12 protein-coding genes are annotated in these 16,609 nt (G+C 60.2%); 8 read left to right on the forward strand and 4 right to left on the reverse strand.

The window, feature by feature from the left end; translation table 11 throughout:
* The first annotated feature begins 10 nt into the window (after positions 1-10).
* Entirely contained in the window at positions 11-1,219 is a 1,209-nt protein-coding gene (locus DWB67_RS10575) for a mandelate racemase/muconate lactonizing enzyme family protein (protein WP_119807546.1), read from the forward strand.
* Between the two features lie 11 nt (positions 1,220-1,230).
* A complete protein-coding gene (locus DWB67_RS10580; RefSeq protein WP_119807512.1) occupies positions 1,231-2,673 on the forward strand; it encodes an aldehyde dehydrogenase family protein in 1,443 nt (480 codons plus the stop codon).
* A gap of 62 nt (positions 2,674-2,735) precedes the next feature.
* Here the strand turns inward: DWB67_RS10580 and DWB67_RS10585 are convergent, their stop codons facing one another.
* Genes DWB67_RS10585 through DWB67_RS10595 form a run of 3 tightly spaced genes read right to left on the reverse strand, consistent with a single transcriptional unit; the run spans position 2,736 to position 5,641 of the window.
* Entirely contained in the window at positions 2,736-3,884 is a 1,149-nt protein-coding gene (locus tag DWB67_RS10585) for a TauD/TfdA family dioxygenase (RefSeq protein WP_119807513.1), read from the reverse strand.
* A 27-nt stretch (positions 3,885-3,911) separates the two neighbouring features.
* On the reverse strand, positions 3,912-4,673 hold the full coding sequence (locus tag DWB67_RS10590) for a class II aldolase and adducin N-terminal domain-containing protein (RefSeq protein WP_119807514.1): 762 nt from the start codon (positions 4,671-4,673) through the stop codon (positions 3,912-3,914).
* Positions 4,674-4,675: 2 nt separating this feature from the next.
* Complete coding sequence (locus DWB67_RS10595; protein WP_119807515.1) at positions 4,676-5,641, reverse strand: NAD(P)-dependent oxidoreductase; 966 nt, start codon at positions 5,639-5,641, stop codon at positions 4,676-4,678.
* A 230-nt stretch (positions 5,642-5,871) separates the two neighbouring features.
* Here DWB67_RS10595 and DWB67_RS10600 point away from each other — a divergent pair, with 230 nt between their 5' ends.
* On the forward strand, positions 5,872-6,645 hold the full coding sequence (locus tag DWB67_RS10600; RefSeq protein WP_119807516.1) for an SDR family NAD(P)-dependent oxidoreductase: 774 nt from the start codon (positions 5,872-5,874) through the stop codon (positions 6,643-6,645).
* Here DWB67_RS10600 and DWB67_RS10605 read toward each other — a convergent pair.
* Entirely contained in the window at positions 6,618-9,401 is a 2,784-nt protein-coding gene (locus DWB67_RS10605; RefSeq protein ID WP_119807517.1) for an AMP-binding protein, read from the reverse strand. The genes DWB67_RS10600 and DWB67_RS10605 overlap by 28 nt on opposite strands.
* Between DWB67_RS10605 and DWB67_RS18325 the strand changes: the two genes are divergently transcribed.
* The 5 genes from DWB67_RS18325 to DWB67_RS10625 all read left to right on the forward strand — a co-directional run bounded on the left by DWB67_RS18325 (position 9,400) and on the right by DWB67_RS10625 (position 16,583).
* The gene (locus DWB67_RS18325) at positions 9,400-9,531 is read left to right on the forward strand and encodes a hypothetical protein (protein ID WP_255418636.1); all 132 of its coding nucleotides are present in this window, start codon (positions 9,400-9,402) and stop codon (positions 9,529-9,531) included. The genes DWB67_RS10605 and DWB67_RS18325 overlap by 2 nt on opposite strands.
* Before the next feature lie 144 nt (positions 9,532-9,675).
* Positions 9,676-10,941, forward strand: a complete 1,266-nt coding sequence (locus tag DWB67_RS10610; protein ID WP_119807518.1) for an MFS transporter — start codon at positions 9,676-9,678, stop codon at positions 10,939-10,941.
* Between the two features lie 185 nt (positions 10,942-11,126).
* Entirely contained in the window at positions 11,127-11,684 is a 558-nt protein-coding gene (locus DWB67_RS10615; protein ID WP_119807519.1) for a helix-turn-helix domain-containing protein, read from the forward strand.
* A 6-nt stretch (positions 11,685-11,690) separates the two neighbouring features.
* Positions 11,691-14,126 (forward strand): FAD-dependent oxidoreductase, encoded by a 2,436-nt coding sequence (locus tag DWB67_RS10620; protein WP_119807520.1) that lies wholly within the window; start codon positions 11,691-11,693, stop codon positions 14,124-14,126.
* Between the two features lie 12 nt (positions 14,127-14,138).
* The gene (locus DWB67_RS10625; RefSeq protein WP_119807521.1) at positions 14,139-16,583 is read left to right on the forward strand and encodes an FAD-dependent oxidoreductase; all 2,445 of its coding nucleotides are present in this window, start codon (positions 14,139-14,141) and stop codon (positions 16,581-16,583) included.
* Positions 16,584-16,609: the final 26 nt, after the last annotated feature.

Below are 16,609 nucleotides of genomic sequence, written 5' to 3' on the forward strand. Positions count from 1 at the left end.
AAGGGCCATCATGCGCCTTGAAAAGCTAGAAACATTTGTCGTCGCCAACCCGCCCCCCCGTCACGGAGGGCGCTATTTCATCTTTGTCCGCCTGACGACCACCTGCGGCATCACCGGCGTGGGCGAGATTTACAATGCCACCTTCGGTCCGGACGTATGCTGCGCGATGGCGCGGGATATGTTCGCGCGCCATTTCGAAAACGAGGATCCGGCCCGCATCGAATTGCTGTTCCGCAAGGCCTATGGCGCGGGCTTTACGCAACGCCCCGATGTCAGCGTCATGGGCACCTTCAGCGGGCTGGAAATGGCGTGCTGGGATATCTTGGGCAAAGCGGCGGATAAGCCGGTTCACGAACTGCTGGGCGGGCGTGTGCATGACCGGTTGCGCAGCTATTCCTATATCTATCCGGCCAGTGGCGATGTCTATCCCGACCCGAATACGCCCAACGCCTATAACGATGCATCCATCGCGGCCGAGGTGGCGGTCGGTATGGTCGAACAGGGTTTCACCGCGCTGAAATTCGATCCCGCCGGCCCCTTTACCATCTTCGACGGGCATCAACCGCGGCTAGAGGATATCACCCGCAGCGTTGATTTCTGCCGTGAAATCCGTGCGGCAGTCGGGGATCGGGCCGACCTTCTGTTCGGCACCCACGGCCAGTTCACCGTGTCGGGGGCCAAGCGTCTGGCCCGTGCGCTGGAACCCTATGACCCCTTGTGGTTCGAAGAACCACTGCCGCCGGAAAGCCCCGCCGATATGGCGCAGGTCGCGGCCTTTACCTCGATCCCTGTGGCGGCGGGTGAACGGCTTTGCACCAAGTATGAATTCGCACGTCTGCTGGAAACCGGCGCGGCATCAATCCTGCAGATGAACCTCGGGCGCGTCGGCGGTCTGATGGAGGCGAAGAAGATCGCCGGAATGGCCGAAACCCGTCAGGTGCAAATCGCGCCGCATCTGTATTGCGGCCCGATCGTTGCGGCGGCCAATATCCAGATTGCCGCCTGTTCGCCGAACTTCCTGATCCTTGAAAGCATCGGCACCTTTGATGGTCCCTATATGCAATGCGTCAAGGGCGGGATCGAATGGGAAGACGGCTATATCATTCCATCAAACAAGCCGGGTCTGGGTCTGGAAATCGACGACGAGGCGGTCGCCAGGATGACCTATCACAGTGACGAACTGCATCTGGACATGGCCAAGGCCCATGTGACCCCCTGAAAGGCAATAACATGATTTCGATCAATAAATTCTATATCGGCGGCGAATGGGTCACCCCGGATTCGACCAAGACAATGCCGATCCTGACGCCATCGACCAATGCCCAGATCGGGCAGCTGACCTTGGGCAATCGCACGGATGTGGACCGCGCGGTGGCTGCCGCAAAGACGGCGTTCGACAGCTTTTCGATGACCTCGAAACAGGAACGTCTGGCGCTGCTGTACCGTCTGGCCGATGTGACCCGCGACCGGATGGAAGATCTGGCGCAGGCCATCACCATGGAAATGGGCGCCCCCGCAACCATGTCGTTCGAGGTTCAGGCGGATGCAGGTCTTGGCCATCTTCTGGCATTCACCGCCGCACTGAAGGCTTTGGAGGAGGAGGAAACCCTTCCCAACGGCGATTTGTTGTCGCGTGAACCCATCGGTGTCTGCGGGCTGATTACGCCGTGGAACTGGCCGATCAACCAGATCGCCCTGAAGGTGATCCCCGCTTTGGCGACCGGATCGACCTGCATCCTGAAGCCCTCAGAACATACGCCCCTGTCGGCCCAGATCTATGCCGAGATCATCCACGAAGCTGGCTATCCCGCAGGGGTCTTCAACCTTGTGCATGGCGACGGCCCGACCGTTGGTGCCGGACTGTCCAGCCATCCGGATGTGGCGATGATGTCCTTTACCGGATCGACCCGCGCGGGCAGTGCCGTGTCAAAGGATTCAGCCGATACCGTCAAGCGTGTGACACTGGAACTGGGGGGCAAATCGCCCAATCTGGTCTTTGCCGATTGCGATCTTGCAACACGCATTCAGGAAGGCGTGGTGGGCTGTTTTTATAACACCGGTCAATCCTGCGATGCGCCGACCCGCATGCTGGTCGAACGCAGCGTCTATGATCAGGCGCTGGAGATTGCCAAAAGGGCGGCTGACGCGCAGGTCGTCGGTGATCCCGCAGCTAAAGGCGATCACATCGGGCCTTTGTTCGACGGTATCCAGTATGACCGTGTCCAGACGATGATCCAGAAGGGTATCGACGGCGGCGCGCGTCTGCTGGCCGGTGGTGCCGGTCGCCCTGACGGGTTGCCCGAACATCTGCAAACGGGCTGGTTCGTCCGTCCGACGATCTTTTGCGATGTGACCCCCGATATGGCCATCTGGCGCGAGGAAATCTTTGGCCCCGTTCTGGTCATGACGCCCTTTGATACCGAAGAAGAAGCCATCGCGCTGGCCAATGACACCGAATACGGTCTGGCCGCCTATCTGCAGACCGGCAGTAAGGAACGCGCCCGTCGTGTTAGCCGTCGCCTGCGCGCAGGTGGCATCCATATCAATGGCCGTGATGCGGATTACGGATCACCCTTTGGTGGCTTCAAGCATTCGGGCATTGGCCGCGAAGGTGGCCGCTTCGGGTTGGAGGATTACCTTGAACTGAAGGTCCGCCCGCCGTTCGTCGCCTGATCACGACAAAAGGGGGCGCAAGGAAATATCCTTGCGCCCCCTTTTTTTAAGGTTGGCGGGTGTCAGGCAAGGGCCTGCTTTTTCGCGCCCTCATCCAGAGTGAAACCTTTTTTCGCCAACACGCGATAGGTTGACCGCAGCGCACCGCGATCCATATAGCACCCGCGCAAATGGCGGCTGCCGCTGTCGGCCACATAGCCTTCGCGGCCATGCACGATGCGGTGGTTGTCAAAGACCACGCAATTGCCCGCCTCGGAGCGGAAGCGCAGCATGAAACGGTCTTCCTGCATCATGCGGATGAACTTGATGAACGCCGGATAATAGAGGTCCAACAGCTCTTGCGGCAAATCCAGATAGTCCTGCAAATGCTGGGAAATCGTCACGCCGGTGACATTGCCGTCGGGATCGGTTTCGATCACGCGCTGATGGGCGCGGTAATCCCAGTTGTCGTGGCGATAGAAGAACGGAATGTCATGGCTGGCCAACAATTCGAAGGCTGCGGGGTCTTCGGCGCGCAGGGCTTCGGCGACAGCCGCGCCGTCCAGAAACAGCGACAGACCGCCCTCGACCGTGTTTTCCAGACAGTGCAGGAACTGGACGCCGGGGGCAAATTCTTCACCCGGCAAGTCGGTGTGCATTTCCAGCGGGCCCGCGGTAAAGGCAAGGTTCGTCGGTTCGATTTCGACGCGAACATCGAAGAACAGACCCTCGGCGGATGGGGTGACGGACCCCATGGTGTTCACCAGCCGCGGCAAAGCCTCGACCGTTTTATCCATGCTGGTGACGATGGCGATACCATCCTCGATCACTGCGCGGCTTAGACGGGCAAGCCCTTCGTCGGTGTTCAGGACGGCGTGCTGGTCCACGCGGGTAATTTTGGGCAGATGGTCGCTGTACCACAGATTGCGGGGCAGGGCGGCGGGGTCTGCGGTGCGTCCACCTTTGGCCACCTGACGCAGCAGCGCCATCGGCACGCGCGAGGCCTGCGCCTCGTGCTGCCAGCCGATGACAAGCATCTCGTCGTCAATCATAGCCGAGCTGGCGCGCGGGGCGTTTTTCAGCTCGGACGCATCAAAGATCCGTTCGCGGGTTTGCGGATCGATGCAGGACAGGCAGGCATCGCGCAGCCAGTAATAGTTAAAATAGCTGTCACCGTCGGGCAAGCCGACGACCATGCCATTTTCTTTCAGATCGAAGGTAATATCACTCATGTCGGGTCCATCCTGTTTCAAACGTGGTCAGCAGGCGTAATTGTTGTTTTCTTCGTCCAGAATTGCGCGCAATTCAGTCAAATGGGCCTCGGCCTGTCCGGGATAATCGTCCAACTCGGAGGCGGTTTTTTTGGCGATGTCATCTGATAGGACACGCAGCGGCTGGCCGGTCTGCAGCGCGCGGACATAGGTTTCGGCAGCGCGTTCGAAGTAATACAGCCGGTTCCATGTGTCGGCGACGCTTTTGCCGACGACAAGAATGCCATGGTTGCCCATGATCATGACCTTTTTGGCCGGATCGGACAGCATGGAGGCACAGCGCAAGCCCTCTTCCTCGAAGGCCAGACCGCCGAAAGCCTCATCGATAACATAGCGGTTATAGAAGGTCGCCGTATTCTGGTCGATCGGCGGCAGGTTGCTGTCGGACAGACAGGCCAGCACGGTGGACCAGATCGAATGGGTGTGCATGACGCAACGCGCATGCGGGCAGGTCCGGTGAATGGCGGCATGCAGCCCCCATGCCGTCGGGTCGGGCGCATTCGCAGCCTCAAGCGCCGAAGGGTCATCGGCATCCAGAAGCAGCAGGTCCGATGCCTTGATCCGCGAAAAATGCTTCTGGTTGGGGTTGATCAGAAACTCGGTTCCGGCATCGTTCACCGCAAGGCTGAAGTGGTTGGCCACAGCCTCGTGCATGTTCAGGCGCGCGGCCCACCGGAAGGTGGCGGCCAGATCGGCGCGTTCGTTCCAATGGGCCATATTGGCCTGCGGGGTTGCGGGCGCTGTTGTCATGATCAGGCCATCAACGGTGCGGAAAGGCCGGTCGGGACGACTTCATAGCCTGCCTCTTCGGGTTCGTCATCGGTCAGTTCGGACGGAAAGCCGGGGGCGCTGATGGACAGGCCGGTGGCCTCTTCAAGACGGCGGATGATGTTGGGCGACAGTTCGCGATCACCGAAGCGGGCAATGCCGTCATCGAAAATCTGGACCATCAGCGGGCTGATTTCCAAAGGCACATTGGATTTTTCCGCAATCTTCTGGAACAGGCCGATGTCTTTTTTGACCAGATCCATGGTGAATGACACGTCGCGCGATCCGTTCAGGATCAGCTGGCTTTCGGTTTCATGGACAAAAGATGTCCCCGAGGAAATCTTCATTGCTTCATAAGTCGTATTCATGTCGACACCGGCAGCCTTCATGGTCACCAAAGCCTCGCAGCAGGTCAGCAGGTTTGCGGTTGCCAGATAGTTGGTCATCACCTTCAGAACCGAGGCTGTGCCGATGTCGCCGGTGTGCAGGACGCGACGGCCAAGCGTGGTCAGCGTCGGCAGCATGCGTTCGAAGGTTGCACGGTCACAGCCCGCAAAGATCGAGATGTTGCCCGTATCGGCACGGTGGCAGCCCCCCGAAACGGGGCATTCCATGGCCGAACCGCCCTTTTCCTTGACCAATGTTGCCAGACGCGTGACCTCGGATTCGTCGGTTGTGGACATTTCCATCCAGATCTTGCGGGCGTCGATCGCGGGAAGCATTTCCTCGACCACAATGGCCGATGCCGCGGGCGAGGGCAGGCAGGTGATGACCGCGTCGCATTCCTGCATCATCGACAGCGGGTTAAGGGCCGCCCTTGCCCCGCGTTGCACAAAGCTGGCCACTAGATCCTCGTCCAGATCATGAACGGTCAGGTCGAAACCGTTGCGCAGCAAGCTGCCCGCCAGTTTGCCACCCACATTGCCTAGTCCGATAAAACCGATTTTCATCTGGAGCGTTGCCCTTTTCTTCACATATCAGATTTGGCCCGATCATGCGGATGTTCGTGCCATCAGTAAAACAATGACATTTCACCCAATGGGGCGGTTTTGCTGGCAAGTTGCCTGTCGATCGGGGGTGGGTGCGCGGGCTGAAATCGGCCACAGGTGTGATTTCGCAATGCAGGCGTGTGAAATTTGCCCTAGCAAGGCCGCGACCAAGGACAAAGGACAAGAACCGCATGACCCAAGTCAACAGAACCGCAATCGTGACCGGCGGGCTTTCCGGTATGGGCTTTGCCATCGCCTGCAAGCTGGCGCGCGATGGCATTGATATCACAATCGGCGCGCGCCGTGGCGGAGACGCCGAACTGGTCCGCGCGAAACTGGCACCTGCCGGCATTACCGCCCACGTCGCGGCGCTGGATGTGCGGTCCAGCGACAGCGTTGATGCCTTTGTGGCCGAGGTCGTGTCCCGTCGCGGTGGTGTCGATATTCTGGTCAATACGGCTGGCGTTTATGACGAGGCGCCGGTGATCGGCCATTCGGACAAGGTCTGGGATGACCAGATCGACACGAACCTGTCGGGCACTTTCCGGATGATCCGTGCGGTCATGCCGCATATGACGGCGGCGGGATGGGGCCGGATCGTCAATCTGGCCTCGGTTGCAGCGCATCAGGGCATGGCGAATAACGCGGCCTATTGCGCGTCCAAGGCGGGGCTGCTGGGGCTGGGGCGCTGCGTCAGTCTGGAAGGCGCAGCCCATGGGGTCACATGCGTGTCGATCAGCCCGACATGGGTGGAAACCGAAATGCTGCGCCAGTTCATCGACGCGGACATCCAAGCCACCGGCAAATCGTTGGAGGAGGTCCGCGCGGATTATGCCGCCTCGAACCCGCAGCACAAACTGGTGCAGCCGTCGGAAATTGCCGATCTGGCAGCCTTCCTTGTCAGCGATGCCGCCCGCGCCATCACAATGGAGGATATTCAGGTCAACGCCGGATCCTTGTGGTAGGACGCCTTGCGACGCGCCAACAACTTTGGCGCGTCGCTGAGACTGGCAAAAGGCAATTGGGACACATGTGCCCATGCCGCCTGTGCGGCATGGCTGTCAAATCCTGCATCGGCAAAAAGCGTGTCGGGGAAATCCGCGATGACGCGGGCGATCCCTTGGGGCAGATTGACCGCCGCCAGCCATTGATCAACGGGCAGGGCGGGTTCATCCGGCACAGTGACATGCTGGCCGGTCATCAGATTATAGACCGGCGTTTCCCCACCCGTGATCGGGCCCAGCAGGAAGGCCGCCGCCGCCGTCACGTCGATCATCGGAAATTGCAGGTCTTTCGGGAAAACCCCGGCTGCAAAGGACGCGCCCATAATGATTTCATAGATATCGCGCGGGTTCGGTGTTTGCAGGTCGTAAAGCGATGGCAGCCGGACAATGGCCGCGGCAACGCCGGAGGCCGTAATTGCTGTTTCGGCAGCAATCTTGGCCGCGCCATAGCCGGTGCAGGCATCCCAAAGGCCGGCCGCCGCTTCTGGCCAAGGGCCACCCCGATCCGGAAAGACCGCGCTGGAAGATGTAAACCGCAGATCGGCACCGGCAGCGGTGCAGAAATCCAGCACGGTCCGGATGCCGCGGGCCGACCATTCCAGCATCTCGTCATGGCCGATGGCCATATTAACCATCGCCGCGCAATGGACGACCCTATCTGTCGACGCGGAAAGGGCAGCATATGCCGTATCATCCAGTCCGAATTGGGGCGCATCCAGCGTGCCGGGCACCATGACATAGCGATCCACTGGAACGCCATGTGCCAGCGCGGCTGCATCCAGTCGATCACGGGCACCGCGGTTTTTGTCGCGAACAAGGCAATAGATGACATGACCATCCGGCAAGTCACGTGCCGCCGCTGCCAGCACATGCCCCCCCAGAAAACCCGTTGCGCCGGTCAGCAGGATGCCGGGGCGGTCGAAGACATCGGTGGGCGCGGGTGCGTCGGCTTCTGATGTCAGCAGCTGGTCAAGCCGGTGCAGGGGAACATTCATCGCCAGTTCGAAATCGACAGGGCGGTCATAGCTGCGTTCCAGTTCCAGCATCAGGGTGACGCACATCAGGGAATCTCCGCCCTGATCATGGAAGCTAAGCGCAGGGTCGATCTGGGCCGGCACGCAGCCCATTGCAAGGGCCGCAGCGGCGATCACCGCATCCTGCGCCACAGCACTGGCATCGGCATCATCGGTCACGACTGGCAGTGCCCGCATATCGGCCTTGCCCGACACCGGATGCAGCGGGATGGCGTCCAGCTGCACCAGATAGGATGGCACGCAATAGGTCGGCAGCACCCCGCGCAATTGTCCCGCCAAAGCGGCAGGCATCCGGTTCGTGCCATATTCTAGCCCCCAACGGGCGGCATTTTCCTGCGCCTGCGCGGTATTGGCGGCATGATAGAAGATTAGCGACTGGCCACGGGACCCTACCTCGGCCACCCAAGGGACGCCTTGGGCAAAATCCAAGCGGTCGTGCATTGTTTCGACCAGTTCGCGGGTCTGGATGGAAAAGCCGCGCAGCTTCAGCATATGGGCCACGCGCCCGACAATATGCAGCGCGCCGTTATTATCCAGCCACGCCTGATCGCCGGTGTCGTAAAGCCGCGTGTCCTGCCCGTCGATGGTCAGCTGGCGGAAGCGCAGGCGCGTTTCCTCGGGGCGGTTCACATAGCCGGGGCCCAACATGCGCGGCCCTTCGAAATGCAACTGGCCACGTGTGCCGGTCGGGCAGGGCGTATCGGTATCGTCCAGTATCACCGCGCGCAGATGTTCCATCGGGACGCCGACCGACACCGGCCCGCTGCCAGAGGGGGCCGTCAGGCGCGACATGCAGACATCATGGGTTTCGCAGATGCTGTACAGGTTCCACAGTTCGGCGCGCTGCACCTTATCCAGCGACGCGGTGATCAGATCGTCGCTGACCACCTCTCCGTTCAGGATGACGCGGTCCAAAGGCAGGGCGGCGGCGGTGTCGCGGCCCAAAGCATGCAGGAAGGTGTCATAAAACGACGGGGTGAACAGCATTTCCGTTATCCGGTTGCGGATCAGGAAATCGGCCAGACCGCGCGGGGCCATCAGCGTATTGGGTACAGGAAACCACAGTTCGGCCCCGTTGCGTAGGGGGCGGAACATTTCCCAGATGGCAAAGATATAGATCCCGACCCGCATCCCCGCATGATAGGGTGTGAATGCATCGCGCCATTCATAGGACAGATAGGCCGCATCCTGCGCCACCGGAATGCACTTGGGCCGCCCCGTCGTCCCCGAGGTCGCGACCAGATAGATCGCATCATCGGGTGCCACAGACCCTGCCTGCAACGCAGCCATTGGTGCATCATGCAAACTTTCGAATAGGGCCACCGCGTCCAGCGTCCGGCAATCCCCCGGCAATTGTCCGGCGGCGGGGGGCTGGCAGACCATCACCAGCGCGACCTGCAATTCCGACAGGATATTGTGCAGCACCATTTGCGGCATCGCCGGATCAAGATGGACGAATGGCCGTCCATGGATCACGCAAGCCACCGCACTTGCCCCCATTGCCACACCCGGCGCGCCGAAAATCCCTACGACTTGTGTGTCGCGCAGGGCAGGTCCGGCCTGTTCGACAAAGCTGCCCAGCTGGCCATAGGACAGTCGGATCTGTTCATCGGTCATGGCCAGTAAATTCTGGTGGTCCGAGATGGCGCGAACAAGCTGGGTGGCAACGTTATAATCGGGCATGAACAGGCTTTCTTACAATGTCATGGCGGCATATCGTGATGCAGCCCGCAGGCGCAACCTATCGCGGGAATGGCGCAAGGCAATCACTGTCGCAAAGCTGTCGGTCCATCCGCGTAAAAACAAGCTGTGATCCGCCCGTTCCCGACAAATTTCTGCATCATGATCAGGCTGTCGCAAACAGACGCTGAAATGGCGGTCATACGCTATTGCGTGGAGGTGGCGTCGCGATAGATTTGCCGCAGGCCGGACAGGCCACAGCAATAAGGGACATCCTATGGTCGGCGTATTATCCGGGGTCTGGGCCCTTCTGGTCGGTGTCGTGCTGATCATGCTGGGCAACGGTCTGCATTTCACCCTGATCGGCCTGCGCGGCGGGCTTGAGGGGTTTACCTCGGTCGAACTGGCTGTGGTCACCTCGGGGTATTATGTCGGTTTTTTATCGGGGGCACGCTTCACGCCATATATGATCCGGCGCGTCGGCCATGTGCGGGTCTTTGCGGCCCTCGGCAGCTTTATGTCGGCGGGGCTGATCGCCTTTCCGCTGCTGACCGAACCTTGGGCATGGACCATCCTGCGCCTGCTGATTGGGTTCTGCATGTCGGGCATCTATGTCGCGGCGGAAAGCTGGCTGAATGCGGCATCGACGAATGAGACGCGGGGCAAGGTGCTGTCCGCCTATATGATCGCGCAGACGCTTGGGATTATTGGGGCGCAATATCTGCTGACTTTGGGGGATGCGGGAACCTCGGTCCTGTTCATCGGGGCGTCGATCCTTGTGTCGATCTCATTCGCGCCGATCCTTTTGTCGGTCATTGCCGTCCCCGCGGTCGAGGTTGCCCAGCCGATGTCCCTGCGGTCGCTGTTTGTCGCAGCGCCCCTTAGCACCGTGGGCATTTTCCTGCTGGGCAGCATCTATGCCACGCAATCAGGCATGGGGGCGGTCTTTGGCAGCAAGATCGGGATGACTCCGTCACAGATCGCCCTGTTCGTCGCCATGCTGTTTGCCGGTGCGCTGGTCATGCAATATCCGATCGGCTGGCTGTCGGACCGTATGGACCGCCGCAAACTGATTTTCGGGGCGGCGACGCTGGGGGCGATATCCTGCATTCTGGGGGCTGTCACGGATGGTGGCCTGTGGCCGCTGATGGTGGCTGCGTTTTTCGGCGGCGGCGTGACGACGCCGCTTTATGCGCTGTTTCTGGCCTATACCAATGATTCCCTTTCGGTCGAGGATATGCCTGCGGCTTCGGGCGGCTTGGTCTTTACCTTCGGTCTTGGTGCGATTGCGGGGCCGATGGTCACGGGCTGGGCCATGCAGTCTTTTGGCCCTTTTGCATTCTGGCCGGCCCTTGGCAGTATTTTCATCGGCATCGCGGTTTACGCGCTCTACCGGATGACCCAACGCGTCACCGTGCCGGTCGAACAGACCGAAAGCTATCTTGGGGTTTTGCCGACAGTATCCCCCGTCGGGATCGAGGCTGCGGGCACATGGTCCGCCGAACAGGCCGCAGCCGAGCGCGAGGCCGAATCCGCATCCTGACCCCGCCCGAATGCTATTTTTTGGGCAGCGCGGCAGTAAAAGGGTGAAATAAGCGGCAATAAACCCTGTTTATCGACGTCCGTGAAATAATCAGTAATATTTTCATTAGCGTGCCGTGAAAATATATGCCTTTATTTCACCAAGGCCGATGCGCCTGTCGGATTGGCTGGATATAGGGTGCTGTAATGACCGAAGATAAGACCGTCGGCGGGGATATCCGCGCCTTGCGGACAACCCGCAAGATGACGCTTGAGGATATGGCAAAAGCGATGGGAAAATCGCTTGGCTGGGTGTCCCAGGTCGAACGCGGTCTTTCCTCACCCACGGTGATGGATCTGCAAAAGATCTCCCGTATTCTGGATGTACCGGTCTCGCTGTTTTTCGGGGTGGCCGATGCGCCGGTGGAAGAACGCGGGTTGATTGTCCGCGCCGATGTGCGTCGCCAGATCGGTGAACGTGACCATGGCCTGTTCGAGGCCCTACTGTCGCCTGATCTGTCTGATGACTTCGAAATGATCCATTCGACCTTCCTGCCCGGTGCCGCGCTTGAGGAAAGCCGGCAGCGCGCCACCTCCGAGGTGGTCTATCTGATCTCGGGCAAGCTGGATATCAGCATCGAGGGTAAGGATTTCACCATCACCGCCGGGGACAGTTTCCGCATAAAAGGCTCGGAATACCGCTGGTCCAATCCCTATGACGATCCTGCCTATGCGGTCTGGGTCATCTCTCCACCCGTTTATTGAGGTTTGATGATGTCCCTTCCTTCGACTGCGCGTGTGGTGATCATTGGTGGTGGTGTCGTCGGCGTATCGGCGCTGTACCATCTGGCCAAAGCGGGTTGGTCCGATTGTGTCCTGCTGGAAAAGAACGAACTGACCGCTGGGTCCACGTGGCATGCTGCGGGCAATTGCCCGAATTTCGCGGCCAATTACGGTGTGATGAACATGCAGCGTTACGGTCTGGCGCTGTATCGTGACCTGGCCGGTCTGGTGGATTATCCGATCAACTATCACGTGACCGGTGCGGTGCGGCTGGCCCACAGCCATGAACGGATGATGGAATTCGAACGCGTGCGCGGCATGGCGGCCCATATGGGGCTGACAATGGATATGTGCACACCCGACGAATTGCAGCAGCATTTCCCCTTTATGGAAACCCATGATCTGGAAGGCGGCCTTTGGGACCCGCTGGACGGCGATATCGACCCCAGTCAGGTCACGCAGGCGCTGGCCAAGGGCGCGCGGGCGCACGGGGGCACCATCGCACGCTTTGCCCCCGCCACGGGTGTCACACGTGATGGCGGCGAATGGATCGTCCACACCCCCAAGGGCGAAATCCGCTGTGAATATGTCGTGAACGCCGCGGGGTATTACGCGGGCCGTGTGGGCGAATGGTTCCTGCCACATGGTGGCCGCCGCGTTCCCATGACCGTCATGAGCCATCAGTACTTCCTGACCGAAGCCATCCCCGAGGTGGCCGCATGGTCCAGGGAACACGGTCGCAAACTGCCGATGCTGCGCGACGTCGACAGCTCTTATTACCTGCGGCAGGACACATATTCGCTGAACCTTGGACCCTATGAACTTGAGTGTCGCGCAGGCTGGGCGTCGGGCATGGAAATGCCGGATGATTTCAGCTTCCAGCTGTATCCCGATGATCTGGACCGGTTGGGGTGGTATATCGAGGATGCGATGGCCCGTGTCCCCTTGCTGGGAACCCAAGGCGTCCAGCGCAATATCAACGGGCCCATCCCCTATGCCCCCGACGGCCTGCCGATGATCGGCCCGATGCCCGGTGTGCCCAACGCGTTCGAAGCCCACAGCTTTACCTTCGGCATTGCCCAAGGCGGCGGTGCGGGCAAGCTGTTGTCTGAATGGATCATGCACGGTCATACCGAATGGGACATGTGGTCGGTCGATCCGCGCCGCTTTACCGCCCATGCCGATGAAAAATTCTGCCTTGGCAAGGCGCTGGAAACCTATGGCCATGAATACGGCATGCATTTCCCGCACCGCGAATGGCCTGCCGAACGCAACTGCAAGCTGTCGCCGAACCATGACCGGCTGGTGGCTGATGGCGGGCAGATGGGGGCCTATAACGGCTGGGAACGCGTCAACTGGTTCGCCAAGGACGGCGATGACACATCCGCTGCCGCGACCCTGACATGGGACCGCAACGGCCCGTGGGAACCCCGCATCCGCGCCGAGGTTCAGGCCGTCCGCGACGGCGTCGGCATCATCGATCTGTGCGGATTTTCACGCTTTGCACTGGAAGGTGCGGGCGCTGCCGAATGGCTGCGCGGTATGATTGCAGGCGGTCTGCCCAAAGTGGGCCGGATGAACCTGATCTATTTGTCTGATACCCGTGGTCGCGTCCTGACGGAAATGTCCTGCATCCGCCACGGCGACGACAGCTTTACCCTGATGACTGCCGCTGTGGCGCAATGGCATGACTTTGATCTGCTGTCGCGCAACCTGCCCGATGGGGTGACACTGACCGACCGGACGACCGAGGTAACTGCCATGCTGGTCACCGGTCCCGAAACCCGCGACCTGCTGGCGGGGCTGACGGATGCCGATCTGTCGCTTGGCTGGCTGACCCATCAGACGGCCATCGTTGCAGGAAAACCCGCCCTTCTGGCCCGCGTGTCCTTCGCAGGCGAACTGGGGTGGGAGGTTCACGCAGATCCCGCCGATGCCGCCGCCATCTATGACGCCATCCGTCATGCAGGCGCGGTGCCTTTCGGGATGTATGCCCTGAATTCGATGCGGATCGAGAAAGGCTATCTGACGTGGAAGGGTGATCTCTCCAGCGACTATACGCTGCTGGAAACCGGATTGGGCCGCTTTGTCCGTCTGGAAAAACCGCAGGATTTCCCCGGCAAGGCCGCTTTGCAGGCCGAAGGAACGCCCAGAAAACGCATGGTCAGTCTGATCGTGGAAACGGGCCAGCAGGATGCACCTTATATGGCCACGGTCTTCGCCGGTGGTCGCAGGGTGGGCGAGGTTACCTCGGCTGCCTATGGCTATCGGGTCGATGCCGCCATTGCGGTCGCGATGCTGGACGCAGATGCCGCCACCGCCGGAACACAGGTCCAGATCGAGGTCTATGGCCAGCGGCTGCAAGCCACCGTGCAGGACACCGCCTGCCTGTGGGACGCCGATAACTGCCGCATTCGCGCGTAAAGGATAACAGACATGGCTTTACCCCCCAAGAATGCGCGCGTTGTCATCGTCGGTGGCGGTGTCATCGGATGTTCGGCCGCCTATCACCTTACAAAGCTGGGCTGGCAAGATGTGGTCCTGCTGGAACGCAAACAGCTGACCTCGGGGACCACATGGCATGCGGCGGGTCTGATCGCCCAGCTGCGGGCGTCCCAGAACATGACCCGTCTGGCAAAATACAGTCAGGAACTCTATGGTAGCCTAGAGGCTGAAACCGGCGTCGCCACCGGCTTTCGTCGTAACGGGTCGATCACCGTTGCGCTGTCCGACGAACGGCGCGAGGAAATCCTGCGTCAGGCTTCCATGGCACGTGCCTTCGGTGTCGAGGTCGAGGAGATCAGCCCCTCTGAACTGCTGACCCGTTACCCGCATGTGAATACCGATGGCGTCAAGGCGGCGGTCTATCTGGATAAGGACGGGCAGGGCGATCCCGCAAATATCGCGCTGGCCCTGGCGCGTGGTGCCAAACAACGCGGCGCGCAGATCATCGAACGCACCGAGGTCACCGGCTTTATCCGCGACGGTCGACGCATCACTGGCGTGTCATGGCAGGCGGCGGGCGAAAGCGGCACCATCACCTGCGATCATGTCGTCAATTGCAGCGGCATGTGGGGGCATGAGGTCGGGCGTCAGATGGGCATCAACGTGCCGCTGCATGCCTGCGAACATTTCTATATCGTCACCGATACCATCGCCGGTTTACAGCAGTTGCCGACCCTGCGCGTTCCCGAAGAATGCGCCTATTACAAGGAAGACGCGGGAAAGATACTGTTAGGCGCGTTCGAACCCGTTGCCAAACCATGGGCAATGACCGGCATCCCCGAGGATTTCGAATTCGACCAGCTGCCCGAAGATTTCGACCACTTCGAACCGATTCTTGAAATGGCCGTGAACCGGATGCCGGTGCTGGCGGAAACGGGCATTCACACCTTCTTTAACGGTCCCGAAAGCTTTACCCCCGATGATGCCTATCATTTGGGTCAGGCCCCCGGGATGGACAATGTCTGGGTCGCGGCAGGGTTCAATTCGATCGGAATCCAGTCGGCAGGCGGCGCGGGTATGGCGCTGGCTTCGTGGATAGATGCGGGCGAAAAGCCGTTCGATTTAGGCGATGTCGATATCGCGCGGATGCAGCCCTTTCAGGGGAATAAAACCTATCTGTTCGAACGGTCCAAAGAAACACTTGGCCTGCTTTACGCCGATCACTTTCCCTATCTGCAAAAGACGACCGCACGCGGTATCCGCCGTTCGCCGCTGCACGAGGCGCTAAAAGCCGAAGGTGCGGTGATGGGTGAACTGGCGGGCTGGGAACGGGCCAACTGGTTTGCCGATGCGGGCCAAAAGCCGGAATACGAATATTCGTGGAAGCGGCAAAACTGGTTCGGCAACGCTGCCCGCGAACATAAGGCCGTGCGCGAAAATATCGGCATCTATGATATGTCGTCCTTTGGTAAAATCCGCGTCGAGGGGCCGGACGCCGAGGCTTTCCTGAACCATGTTTCGGCCAGCAACCTTTCCGTGCCCGTTGGCAAAATCGTCTATAGCCAGTTCCTGAACACTGCGGGCGGGATCGAGGCGGATGTGACCATCACCCGGCTGACGGAAACCGTTTATCTGGTGGTCACGCCTGCCGCGACGCGGCTTGCCGATCAAGAATGGATGCGCCGCCACACGGGCGATCACCGCGTCACCCTGACCGATATGACCGCAGCCGAAGCGGTGATCTGCGTGATGGGCCCCAACTCGCGGGCGCTGTTGCAACGCGTGTCGCCGAATGATTTCTCGAACACGGCCAACCCTTTCGGGACCTGTCAGGACATCGAAATCGGCATGGGTCTGGCCCGCGCCCACCGCGTCACCTATGTCGGTGAACTGGGGTGGGAAATCTATGTGTCCACCGATATGGCGGCCCATGTCTTCGAGGTTCTGCGCGAGGCAGGCCGCGATATGGATGCCAAGCTGTGCGGGCTGCACATGATGGACAGCTGCCGCATGGAAAAGGGCTTTCGCCATTTCGGGCATGATATTTCGGCCGAGGATCACATCCTCGAAGCCGGTCTGGGCTTTGCACTTAAAAAGACCGATGTTGCCTATATCGGGCGGGATGCGGTGCTGCGTAAACGCGAAACCGGCCTGCAAAAGCGTTTGGTGCAATTCATGCTGACCGATCCCGAACCGCTGCTGTATCACGCGGAACCCGTGCTTCGCGACGGGCGCATCGTCGGCTATCTCAGCTCTGGCAGTTATGGACATCATCTGGGGGCCGCGATGGGCATGGGTTATGTGCCCTGCGCCGGTGAGAGCGTGCAGGATGTCCTGTCATCGCATTACCAGATCGAGGTTGCGGGACAGCGCTACGACGCGACCGCATCCCTGAAACCTTTCTATGACCCCGCATCCGACAGGGTGAAGGTCTGAACCTCAACCACAGTATTCGAAAAGGA

This window comes from Paracoccus sp. JM45, assembly GCF_003590715.1.
In the GTDB taxonomy this organism is placed as follows: Bacteria; Pseudomonadota; Alphaproteobacteria; order Rhodobacterales; family Rhodobacteraceae; genus Paracoccus.

Excerpts from the sequence above, each read along its gene's own strand:
- DWB67_RS10605 (WP_119807517.1), bottom strand. The coding sequence starts at position 9,401 with ATGCCCGATTATAACGTTGCCACCCAGCTTGTTCGCGCCATCTCGGAC.
- DWB67_RS10615 (WP_119807519.1), top strand. The coding sequence starts at position 11,127 with ATGACCGAAGATAAGACCGTCGGCGGGGATATCCGCGCCTTGCGGACA.
- DWB67_RS10595 (WP_119807515.1), bottom strand. The coding sequence starts at position 5,641 with ATGAAAATCGGTTTTATCGGACTAGGCAATGTGGGTGGCAAACTGGCG.
- DWB67_RS10610 (WP_119807518.1), top strand. The coding sequence starts at position 9,676 with ATGGTCGGCGTATTATCCGGGGTCTGGGCCCTTCTGGTCGGTGTCGTG.
- DWB67_RS10620 (WP_119807520.1), top strand. The coding sequence starts at position 11,691 with ATGATGTCCCTTCCTTCGACTGCGCGTGTGGTGATCATTGGTGGTGGT.
- DWB67_RS10575 (WP_119807546.1), top strand. The coding sequence starts at position 11 with ATGCGCCTTGAAAAGCTAGAAACATTTGTCGTCGCCAACCCGCCCCCC.
- DWB67_RS10585 (WP_119807513.1), bottom strand. The coding sequence starts at position 3,884 with ATGAGTGATATTACCTTCGATCTGAAAGAAAATGGCATGGTCGTCGGC.
- DWB67_RS10580 (WP_119807512.1), top strand. The coding sequence starts at position 1,231 with ATGATTTCGATCAATAAATTCTATATCGGCGGCGAATGGGTCACCCCG.
- DWB67_RS18325 (WP_255418636.1), top strand. The coding sequence starts at position 9,400 with ATGAACAGGCTTTCTTACAATGTCATGGCGGCATATCGTGATGCAGCC.
- DWB67_RS10600 (WP_119807516.1), top strand. The coding sequence starts at position 5,872 with ATGACCCAAGTCAACAGAACCGCAATCGTGACCGGCGGGCTTTCCGGT.
- DWB67_RS10590 (WP_119807514.1), bottom strand. The coding sequence starts at position 4,673 with ATGACAACAGCGCCCGCAACCCCGCAGGCCAATATGGCCCATTGGAAC.
- DWB67_RS10625 (WP_119807521.1), top strand. The coding sequence starts at position 14,139 with ATGGCTTTACCCCCCAAGAATGCGCGCGTTGTCATCGTCGGTGGCGGT.